The following is an 11,149-nucleotide window of genomic DNA, read 5'->3' on the forward strand; positions in this document are numbered from 1 at the left end:
TAACGCATGGAAGAGTAGCGTGGATGAGTTTTGAAAAATGAGAAAGTCTTAAAGACTTATATGAAATAGAGGAGTGAGAGAATGAGTAGGATAAAAGATGCCTTATATAATTATTTTGTAAGAAAGAATGGCCGAGTTTGGTATGAATATGAAAGATATGTAAGAGAACATTTGGAGGAACATAAAACAAATAAGGTAGGACATATACTACTACTTTTAAAATTAAATTGGTTTTATAGAGTGAAAAAAGGAGAAACTCCGTATTTATATTGGGATGCACCAATGAATCAAATAGATGATACAAAATTAGGATTTGACAGGAGTACTAGGTTTTATCCAGAATCACAGGTTGAAAAACGAGAATCTATGGATTTGATGGTTGAGAAACTAGCTCAATATGACGTTATTTGTGTAGATGTTTTTGATACATTGATATTTAGAGCGGTTAATAAAGCAGAAGATGTATTTGAAATTTTGGGAGCAAAAAAGGGCTTACAAAATTTTAAAATTGTACGAAAAAACGCAATTGAAAATGCACGGAAGCTGACAGGAAAATTTGATGTCTGTTTAAATGAAATATATGAAGAAATTTATAGTTATTATGGAAAACGTGTAGTCCCTAAAGAGGAGTTGGAGTTAGAAAAAAAGATAACATATGCTAATCCGTATATGTTAGAGGTGGTTAAAAAATTACAATTATTGGAGAAAAAAATAATAGCTGTTTCTGATATGTATTTTAATTCAAAAGAAATATTGGAGATATTAGAAGAAGCAGGATATTCAAATATAGAGGTGTTTTCTTCGGCAGATTATGGACGGAATAAACAAACAGGTGAATTGCAAAGATATGTGATGACAAAATGCGGAGAAAGCTTGTCTTATATCTTTGTCGGAGATAATTATCAATCTGACTTTATAAAATCTAAGGAAGTTGGGATGGATGCTTACTGGTATAAAAATTGTTTAGATATAGGAGACAGATATCGAAGTAATGTAGATAATTCTATTGCTGGAAAAATTTATCGCGGTATAGTAAATAATAAACTTCATAATGGAACGTTTAATGGAAATTGTTTTTATGAACATGGTTATACTTATGGTGGATATATAGTTTTAGGATTCTGTAGATGGATTAATCAATTAGCATTAAAACATAATTATGATAAATTCCTTTTTTTAGCCAGAGATATGGAGGTTTTTTATAAGGTATATAATAAGCTAGATAATAGTATTGATAATAGGTATGTGGAGTTTTCAAGATTTGCCTCTCAGCAACTTATTTTCGATTTGTTTCCGGGAGAATATTTTGAATATACAATAGAGACGCGTATTAAAAAAAATACTATAAATGAAGTTCTTTCGATTTATGATTTGCCAAAATTTGAAAAAGAATTAAAGGAGTTTAATTTAAATGGTGATGAAAAATTAGATGAAGATAATTATTTGCTATTAAAAAAATTGATGCTGAAATATAGAGATAAGATTAAAGAACATTTTTCAGATGCAATGGCAGGAGCAAGAGCGTATTATAAGGATTTGGTTGGAGATTCGAAAAATGTATGCATTTTAGATCTGGGATGGAAAGGAACAGCTGTTGTTTATTTGAAAGCCTTATTTGAAAAATGGGGGATTAAAGCTGATGTTCATGGTGCAATTGTGAGTGTGTCAGGTAATTCATATGCTAAATCAATCTGTGATATGGGTTTAATCCATACGTATATGAGAAGAGAGGATATGAATTTTACAGCGGGTGTTCCTAAAAATGCAAATTTTGAGGCTTTTAGGGGGCATTTGTTTGAAGCTACATTTACATCGGCTAAGAGTTCTTTGTTAGAATATACAACAAAAGAAAAATTTATTTATGCAAGAGAAAATCCTAATAGTGAAATAGTTAAAGATATACAACAAGGAATAATAGATTTCTGTGAAGAATATAGAGCAAGAATAAAGGGATGGGGAGAAGAATATCAAATAACAGGATTGTCTGCAAATACACCTATTAATAAGGCATTAAAGGAAAAAGGTTATGTAATCCCAGTGTGGGGAGAAATAATGGATGAGGCTTCAGCAGAATCTGGTTTTGTAAAAGAATCTAAAATGAAATCTTTCTTTGCATTTATGGTATCAACGAATTGTGCTACAGAGAAAGAGTATGGTAAATATTATCAATATAAAGATGAAAGCGATAATATTTTTATTTGTAGTACATACAGTCAGGTTTTTATTACACTGGTAAAAGTTTTTAGTGAAAAAATTACAAATGTAGATATTTTGCTGTATGATGACATACCAAACTGCCCAAAACTGCGAGAAAGTTTAAAGAAGACAAAACTATTTAAGAATATAGTTATATTCTCAAAAGAAGGATTGCCGCCACGTTTTCATAAAGAAGAAAAACGTGCAGGAGTATTATTAGAATATCACAAATTACATATGATAAAAGTAGAACGAAAACTACAGGTTCAATTAGAGCGGTATAAGGATATCTATGTATATTATGATGGGCATCATATCGGGTTATATCTTCAGGAAAAACATATAAAGTATCATCTGATTGAGGATGGAATGAATCATTTTCAACATATATATGCGACACCAAGTGCACAAGAAATACCAGTACTTAATAAGCAGAATTTACTAGGATATCAAAGAGGATACATGTATTTGTGTTGTGGACAAAATCCGGATTGTATATCGTTAGAAGTAAACGAAAATAAGGATTTAGCATTGACACATCCAAATGTTGTTGAGAATCCTCGATCTGAAATGATAAAACGATTAAGTGATACGCAGAAGAAGGTGATTTATGATGTGTTTTTGAGTGAGATGAAACAATTAGAAAACACCAAAAATGACTTAGCCATAGTGTTTACTTCAGTTTTGGTAAATGATGGATGGGTTGATTCTGAAGCTACGCAAATTAAAATATATCGAGATATTGTAAATGAATTAAAAAAAGAAGGGTATTTTGTGGTGATTAAGCCGCATCCACGAGATAAGATTATTTATAATAAGCAGTTTCAAGATTGTTTAATTATAGATAGAGCATTCCCTTCGGAAATACTTGATTTTAATAAGAAAATTAAAATCAAAAAGGGAGTTGTCATAGCTTCTTCGGCAATGGAATTACTATCATGCATAGAACATAAGGAAAAATTAGGTTTCAAATTTTTTAATAATTATAGGGAACATGTTGCTCCTTGGGTAATTGAAAGCTTGGAACATCCAGAAAGGTATAATTGGTAGGTGGAATGATAATTAGTACTAAAGATGGTAAAATACCATACTGTCAAGAAAAATTTCCGAATATCTCGGTTAGTGATGAAGGAAATAATAATGTTATAGAAACTTCCTTAACTGTTAATCAGGTAATGAAAATAGGAAATCTTGAGATTGTTTTCCGAGGAGATAATAATAAGCTTATAATTGGAAATATAAAAATAAAAACTAAAGTTTGGTGCAGATTTTTAAATGTTCCAAATATTAGATGTAATGGAGCGGAAATAAAAATATCAGATGGAACTTTCTTTAATGGGAATGTTTATTTGAATACATATGAAGGAAAAAGTATTAATATTGGAAACGATTGTCTATTTGCTGGAGGGGTAAACCTGAGGACTTCGGATGCTCATACAATATACGATATAAGTAGTCTAGAACGCATAAACATTGCTAAAGACATCTTCATTGGTAATCATGTTTGGATAGGGATGGATGCATTGCTTTTAAAGGGAAGTTATATCGCAGATGATTGTGTTGTTGGAATGAAAAGTATTATTACAAAACATTTTGAAGAAACAAATTGTATACTTGCAGGAAGTCCAGCTAAAATTGTAAAAAGAAAAATAAATTGGGCTCGTGGCAATCAATTTGATGGAGGTATATGGAGATGAGAGTAGTTGCGTTAGTGCCAATAAAATTGAATTCACAACGATTACCCAAAAAAAATGTATTACCAATTGCAGGACATCCGTTATGTTGGCATATTTGTAATACCTTGGCAGATGTAGAAGAGATTGATCAGATATATGTTTATTGCAGTGATATGGAAGTAAAGCGCTATTTGCCAGATGGCGTTTCCGTTTTACAACGGCCGAAATGGTTAGACGGTGATTTGGTTAAAGGATTCGATATTTATAGAGAATTTATTAAACAGATAGATGCTGATATATATATACTAGCGCATACTACGTCTCCATTTATAAAGAGCGAATCAATTGAAAATGCTTTAATGCATGTGATTAGTGGGGAGAATGACTCGGCATTTTCGGCAGAAAGAGTGCAAACATTCGCATGGTATAAAGGTAAACCAATTAATTATGATTTAAATGATGTGCCTAGAACTCAAGATATGGAAGCTATTTGGGTTGAAACAAGCGCATTTTATATATTCAAAAAGGAAATATTTACAGAGCATAATAGAAGAATTGGATTTACACCATATATTCAAGAGGTATCAGGTATTGAGGCTGTTGATATAGATGAAAAAAGTGATTATGACAGAGCATGTTCAATGATAAAGGTGGAATCGATTAATGAATAATTTGTTAGTTATAGCAGGACCTTGTGCAATAGAAGGACAAGAAATAACATATAATATAGCAAAAGAATTAAAAAACATAATGAAGAAATTTGATGTAGATTTTTATTTTAAAGCATCATTTGATAAAGCAAATCGAACATCAATATCATCCTATAGAGGACCTGGTATTGAGGAAGGCATAAGGATATTAAAAGATATAAAAGAAAAGCTAAATCTGCGAATTGTAACTGATATTCATGAACCATGGCAGGCGGAGAAAGTGTCTGAAGTTGCTGACATAATTCAAATTCCGGCTTTTTTATGTCGTCAAACGGATTTGCTTGTAGCAGCAGCGAAAACGAAGAAAATAATTAACGTAAAAAAGGCACAGTTTTTAGCACCTTGGGATATGAAAAATGTTGTGAAGAAAATTGAGGAATCTGGAAACTCTAATATATTGCTATGCGAAAGAGGAACCGCTTTTGGATACAATACGTTGGTAGTTGACATGACAGGAATCTATGAAATGAAGAAATTTGGATATCCCATTGTGTTTGATGCAACTCATAGTGTTCAAAAACCAGGAGGAAAGGGAACTTCTACTGGAGGTAATCGAGAGTATATTGAACCATTGGCAAAGGCTGCTGTTGCGGCTGGTGCAGATGCGTTGTTTTTTGAGGTTCATCCAAATCCGGACCAAGCGCTTTCGGATGGACCGAATATGATAAAACTAAGTGAGTTTTCTAATCTTTTAGAACGTGTTATCAAAGTTTATAAAATAATTAATGAATAAAGGAAAAGCTATGGATATTTTAAGTGAGGGAAAAAGAGTTTTTGATGTTGAAATTGCTGCATTGAATAAGACAAAAGCAGCGTTAGATGAGACCTTTGTGACGATTTTAAAAAAAATAAAAATGTGTGAGGGAAAAGTTGTACTAACTGGAATTGGAAAACCGGGACATATTGCCAAAAAATTAGCAGCAACATTTTCGAGTTTGGGAACACCTGCTTTTTATTTACATCCCGCGGAAGCAATGCATGGGGATTTGGGGATGATAGATGAAAAAGATGTTATTATAGCAATCAGTTACAGTGGAGAAAGTGATGAAATAGTAAAAATCCTACCTAATATCAAAATGATAGGAGCTTTTTTAATTGCAATATCAGGTAATGCAAATTCGACATTGTGTAAATATGCAGATATTGCGCAAATTCTTCCTAAATTTGATGAGGCTTGTTATTTGGGATTAGCACCAACCTCAAGTACGACTTCGGTCTTATGTTATGGAGATGCGCTAGCAGTAGTTGCTAGTGGGCTAAGTGAATTTAAAAAAGAGGATTTTGGGAAATATCATCCGGCGGGTGCATTAGGAAAAAGGCTTGTTATGCGTGTGGCAGATGTCATGGCTAAAGGAAATGAGGTACCATCTGTGGAGAGTGGAAGTACGTTAGTAGATGCAATAGAAGAAATGTCAAGAAAAGGTCTTGGTTCCGTTGCTATTGTAGATGCGGATTCTTTTTTGTTGGGTATAATCACGGATGGGGATTTAAGACGTTTCATAAAGAATAAAATAGATTTATATACCGTTAAAGTAAACGAGGTAATGACAAAAAATCCCAAAACATGTTTACCAGAGATCTTAGCGGCAAAAGCATTAAAACTCATAAAAGATTATGATATAAATAATTTAATAGTTGTTGATAAGGCTGGAAAGTTACAAGGGACAATTACATGGCAACAAATTATTAAAACGGGTATAGTTCTATAAAGATACTAAGATTATTAATGATGAAAATATAACTTTTAAAAATATACTATAGGATTATGAATCAAAAGAATATCCATAAAAGAAAACAACATTATGTTCCACAAGTATATCTACGAGGATTTTCGCTTGAATATGAACCGCGAGAAAAGAAACAAGACTCCAAAAAGTCGATGATTTTCACATATAATTTAATCAAACAGAAATATGATTCACCAAATGCGGTTCCGATATCATCAATTTGTTATGAGAACGATTTGTATGAAGTATGCAGGGAAGATGGAAAATTTGTTTTGGAGAATCATCTAGAAAATTTTTTTGCCGAATTGGAAAAAATGTTCGGACATTATCGAACTGATTTGGAGAAGAAAACATTACGTGACAATATAGATGCTTCAAATTTCCTTACACGTAAGGAAAAGATTTTTTGGATTACTTATATAGCGATTCATTTGCTTAGAAATAAATATTTTTTAGAAGAGGCAGAAAAAGAAATAAAAGGGCATATAAATTCGACTGTTTCTGATGGAACAATAAAGAATGTTGTGAGGATGATGAGCCTTCCTTTTTGGGAGAAAATAGATCCAACTTCTAAAGAAGTGCAAATATTAAGAATGGTTATGGAGCCTATGTGTAAGATGAGATTTTGTGTTGGGGTTGATTTCGAAAAAAAAATTATAACCTCAGATAAAGGTGCATCGGTTATTCTTAAAGATTCCTCTGCGGACGAGTATGCGGAAGTCATATTTCCTATTACTTCATCTATATGCATGATTTTGCTGGAGGATGAAAATAAGCAACAATATTCGAATAATGTTTTATTTGAGTTAACAGAAGAAGAAAAAGAATATATTGTAGAAAATGTAGTACTTGATGCATACGAAAGGATATATACAAACCATAGGTTTTCTGTGTCTGAAAAGAAATATATAAAGGAAATAGCAAAAAATAGAAAAACGATGAAAGCTGATAAGTGAAACCATGCGACAAAAAATTTACAACCTATTAGTCAACAAACAATCTGGAATTTCATATCGTTACCACAAGATGCATGATGGTTCTACAGGTGCACGCAAGATTTCTTCTTGGGTGTACTTGTTTTGGTTAAACTTTGCATATTATATTCTTTTTCAGCGTCGCCTTGGATGCATGCCATCTATGGAAATCTACGAACAAAAATGTCTCGTGATTGAGACAAGTGAATCCAAGGAACATTTGCAGCAGACGAATCTATCCGTAGATTCTTTTGTGGAGGTGTTAAAGGATTATGATGTAGTGTCATTTGATATATTTGACACATTGATTTTTCGTTCACTGGCATTGCCGACCGATGTCTTTTATTTCATAGGAGAAGAACTTGGATATGCCAATTTTAAGAATCTAAGGATGTGGTCAGAGGGGGAAGCTCGTGATCGCAGTAAGGAAGAATACGGACATACAGAAATTAATCTTGCTGACATTTGGAAGATTCTTTCGGAAAAAATAAATTGCACAGTGCAAAAGGGCTGCGAGCTGGAACAGAAGTATGAACAGATATTTTGCTATGCGAATCCATTTATGAAAGAAGTATTTACAAGACTTGCTGCTATGGGGAAGAAAATCATTATTGTATCCGATATGTATTTGCCAAAGTCTTGTATCGAGAAGATTCTAGAAGATGCCGGTTATAAGGGATATGAGAAGCTGTATCTGTCTAATGAGTACCAGAAGAATAAGGCCGGCGGTAATCTTTATGAGCTGATAAAACAAGAGGTGACAGGTTCCATCATACATGTGGGAGATAATCCACACAGTGATGACGAGATGGCAAGACGCCACGGAATTGCAACGAAACCATATCCGAATGTTAACAATAAGACGCAGCTTTACCGCGCAATGGATCTGTCATATATGATAGGAAGCGCGTATCGCGGATTGGTTAATGCACAGCTGTTTAATGGACGGGATTCTTATGAAGTGGAATACGAATATGGATATGTCTATGGTGGGTTATTTGTAGTTGGATATTGTGCATTTATTCATGAATATGCGAAAACACATAATTTGGATAAGGTATTATTCTTGTCGCGTGACGGAGATATTTTGATGCAGGTGTATCAGATGCTTTATCCGGACGAATCTGTAGAGTATGTGTACTGGTCGCGTAAGGCCGCGCTAAAACTGATGGCGGATGAAGATCGGTTTGATTATTTTAGACGATTTATTCATCATAAAGTGAATCAGGGAATTACATTTGCTGAAATCCTAAGCTCTATGGAACTTGAAGAACTTGGTGCATCATTAGAATTTGAGGAGAAGCTTACTTCAAATAATGCGAAGACGCTGCAAAGGTTTATTGAGGCAAAATGGGATGAAGTGATTGCAATCTATGAGGGGCAGATGACGGCTGCTAGAAAGTATTATGCGAAGGTCTTAGCAGGTTGTCAGAAAGTAGCAGCAGTGGATATCGGCTGGGCCGGCAGTGGTGCGCTTGCTTTATCACATCTGATTTCGGATGTATGGAAGATGGATTGCGAGTTAACCGGATTGATTGCCGGAACGAATACGCTTCACAATGCGGAGCCGGATGCATCGGAGCCATTTTTACAGAGCGGAAAACTTGTGGCTTATCTATACTCGCAAAGTCATAACAGAGAACTTATGAAGAAGCATAACCCGAATAAGGATTACAATGTCTATTGGGAACTGTTGTTATCCTCTCCTACGCCGCAATTTGCTGGATTTTATGAGGGAGCATGCAATTTGAATCAAGATAAGAATAAATACCTAAGGGATCTTGATATATCGCTTGTATTTGGCAAATATGATTACAATTTAGATGGCATTCGCCTGATCCAGCAAGGCATCCTTGATTTTGCTTCTCACTACAAGAAACATTTTGCAGATATTCCGTACATGCTGCGAATCAGCGGGCGTGATGCGTATGCGCCAATGCTGGTGGCAGCGAGTCATAATGAGCGGTATCTCAAGATGATAGAAAAGCGCTTTGATCTGGAGATTAATGTGAACTAAGGAATGGGCGTCGTGTTGATGAAAGATAAAAATCATAATACAATATAAAGAAACATAAAGAATGATAAAAATGCTGCGTTGAATATAAATTGCATTGTAGAGAGCATAAGGAGAGAATGCAGGCATGAAAGGCCGTAGTATATCACCGATTCTTGCGTGGATCGTATTGGTAATTGAATATATCTTTGTAGGAAGAGTGATGTTTCACATCGGCGGAGCGGCGGTGATAATTGGCTATGCCCTGATTCTGGGAGGACTTCTTTACAATGGCGGCTATATCCGTCATACACATTTACATCTAGAGCAGGGATTGGCATTTTTGATTAAGATGATGTTTTCAAATATCATCATTTCCATTTTTATGCTTGGGCCGATGCGATGGTCATTTGCCAGATTGATTGAGGGAATGATTGTGCTGACAATCGTGCAGACGATATCGATTATTCTGGTTTGTATGATATTTCACGGGCACATGGTGCGCGATGGGAAGCACAAGATATTGCTGCTGTATGAGCATAATCACTCGCAGCGCTTAGAAGAAAAAGCCTCAATCATCTTGCAGGTGGATGAGGATATACAGATTATTACGCGCGCGCTGACGGAATGTGAAGCGGTCTATCTCTATGACATTTCTGCAGAGAAACGTAATGATGTCTTAAAGGAATGCTTCCGTCTTCATAAGCCGGTCTTTTTCACGAGCAAATTGTCGGATATGATTGTGCGTTCGGCGCATCAGGCGCTTGATCGAGATGCGCTTGTCTACTATTGTGGCAAATATGGAATCGGCAAGGTCAACGCATTCTTCAAACGCCTGATGGATATTGTGCTTTCTTGTATTTGCCTGGGAATTCTTTCTCCGGTCATCCTGGTTCTTGTGATTCTAATTCGCAAAGAAGATGGTGGTCCGGTCTTTTATCGCCAGATTCGTTGTACGATTAATATGAAGACGTTTGAGATTCTCAAGTTCCGCAGCATGATTGTGGATGCAGAGGAGGAGAATGGTGCGCAGATCGCCGAGGAGGATGATCCTCGTATTACGAAGATTGGTCGTAAGATGCGCCGCACACGTCTTGATGAAATCCCGCAGCTAATCAATATCTTGCGCGGGGAGATGTCATTTGTCGGACCTCGTCCGGAACGCCCAGAGCTCATCGAGCAGATTGGGATGGAGGTGCCTGAATTTATCTTGCGCAATAATGTCAAGGCCGGACTTACCGGCTATGCGCAGGTGCGTGGTGATTATTACACGCAGTTCCTAGAGAAGCTAAAATGGGATCTTACTTATATCGAAGACTATTCGCTACTTCTTGATATTAAGATCATACTGATGACAATACCGGCGGTGATTCGTGGCGAAGAGTATTAGTCCAGAGGTTGTGGAGAGACTCCTTTTTAGAAATCCTTCACATTAAGTCAAGACTCGCTCGCGAGTCTTGCGCGCCGGATTCGGGTCTGCTTCAGCAGACAAATTCCTGTCCGAATCCGTGCGCATCCTCGCGGAGTGATTATTCTTGCCTATTTGGTACAAGCATCCTGTAACATCCGGACATTGGTTCCTGCATTATTCGGACGTTAGTTCTTATAACATCCGGACAAGATTCCTGTATCAAGTAGACAAGATGACTTCTACTGTTCAATATACTCTTTTTCGCTTGCGCTGTCATCTGCGTAAGCCGGCATATGTTCGACCGTAGGTCGCCTAGATGGGCCTTTTAGGTTGAAGCGATATGCATTTCGCACGATTCGATCTAAGACCGCATCTGCGATGGTTGGATCCTTGAAAACCGAAGGCCAGTCTTTCACCGGAAGCTGGGCAGATATAGCCACTGATCTCTGATGGTGGTATCGC

9 protein-coding genes are annotated in these 11,149 nt (G+C 35.7%); 8 read left to right on the forward strand and 1 reads right to left on the reverse strand.

The window, feature by feature from the left end:
* Positions 1 to 81 precede the first annotated feature (81 nt).
* From BLS20_RS11220 to BLS20_RS11255, 8 genes are all read left to right on the forward strand, one after another.
* Positions 82 to 3,246: a polysialyltransferase family glycosyltransferase gene (locus BLS20_RS11220; protein WP_090174458.1), complete on the forward strand. Its 3,165-nt coding sequence runs from the start codon at positions 82 to 84 to the stop codon at positions 3,244 to 3,246.
* Complete coding sequence (locus tag BLS20_RS11225; RefSeq protein WP_143010263.1) at positions 3,240 to 3,893, forward strand: acyltransferase; 654 nt, start codon at positions 3,240 to 3,242, stop codon at positions 3,891 to 3,893. Before BLS20_RS11220 ends, BLS20_RS11225 begins: the two co-directional genes overlap by 7 nt.
* Entirely contained in the window at positions 3,890 to 4,543 is a 654-nt protein-coding gene (locus BLS20_RS11230) for an acylneuraminate cytidylyltransferase family protein (RefSeq protein ID WP_090174460.1), read from the forward strand. The genes BLS20_RS11225 and BLS20_RS11230 overlap by 4 nt, the downstream gene beginning before the upstream one ends.
* Positions 4,536 to 5,315: a 3-deoxy-8-phosphooctulonate synthase gene (kdsA, locus tag BLS20_RS11235; RefSeq protein WP_090174461.1), complete on the forward strand. Its 780-nt coding sequence runs from the start codon at positions 4,536 to 4,538 to the stop codon at positions 5,313 to 5,315. The genes BLS20_RS11230 and kdsA overlap by 8 nt, the downstream gene beginning before the upstream one ends.
* The gene (locus BLS20_RS11240; RefSeq protein WP_090174462.1) at positions 5,308 to 6,291 is read left to right on the forward strand and encodes a KpsF/GutQ family sugar-phosphate isomerase; all 984 of its coding nucleotides are present in this window, start codon (positions 5,308 to 5,310) and stop codon (positions 6,289 to 6,291) included. The genes kdsA and BLS20_RS11240 overlap by 8 nt, the downstream gene beginning before the upstream one ends.
* A 56-nt stretch (positions 6,292 to 6,347) precedes the next feature.
* A complete protein-coding gene (locus tag BLS20_RS11245; RefSeq protein ID WP_090174463.1) occupies positions 6,348 to 7,265 on the forward strand; it encodes a DUF4238 domain-containing protein in 918 nt (305 codons plus the stop codon).
* 4 nt (positions 7,266 to 7,269) lie between these two features.
* Positions 7,270 to 9,300: an HAD family hydrolase gene (locus BLS20_RS11250; protein WP_176762391.1), complete on the forward strand. Its 2,031-nt coding sequence runs from the start codon at positions 7,270 to 7,272 to the stop codon at positions 9,298 to 9,300.
* 124 nt (positions 9,301 to 9,424) lie between these two features.
* Positions 9,425 to 10,666, forward strand: a complete 1,242-nt coding sequence (locus BLS20_RS11255) for an exopolysaccharide biosynthesis polyprenyl glycosylphosphotransferase (RefSeq protein ID WP_090174465.1) — start codon at positions 9,425 to 9,427, stop codon at positions 10,664 to 10,666.
* Positions 10,667 to 10,926: 260 nt separating this feature from the next.
* Here BLS20_RS11255 and BLS20_RS11260 read toward each other — a convergent pair.
* On the reverse strand, positions 10,927 to 11,149 hold a 223-nt coding region (locus BLS20_RS11260), incomplete at its 5' end, for an ATP-binding protein (RefSeq protein WP_176762392.1).

Source organism: Eubacterium oxidoreducens (assembly GCF_900104415.1).
Taxonomy (GTDB): Bacteria; Bacillota; Clostridia; order Lachnospirales; family Lachnospiraceae; genus Eubacterium_C; species Eubacterium_C oxidoreducens.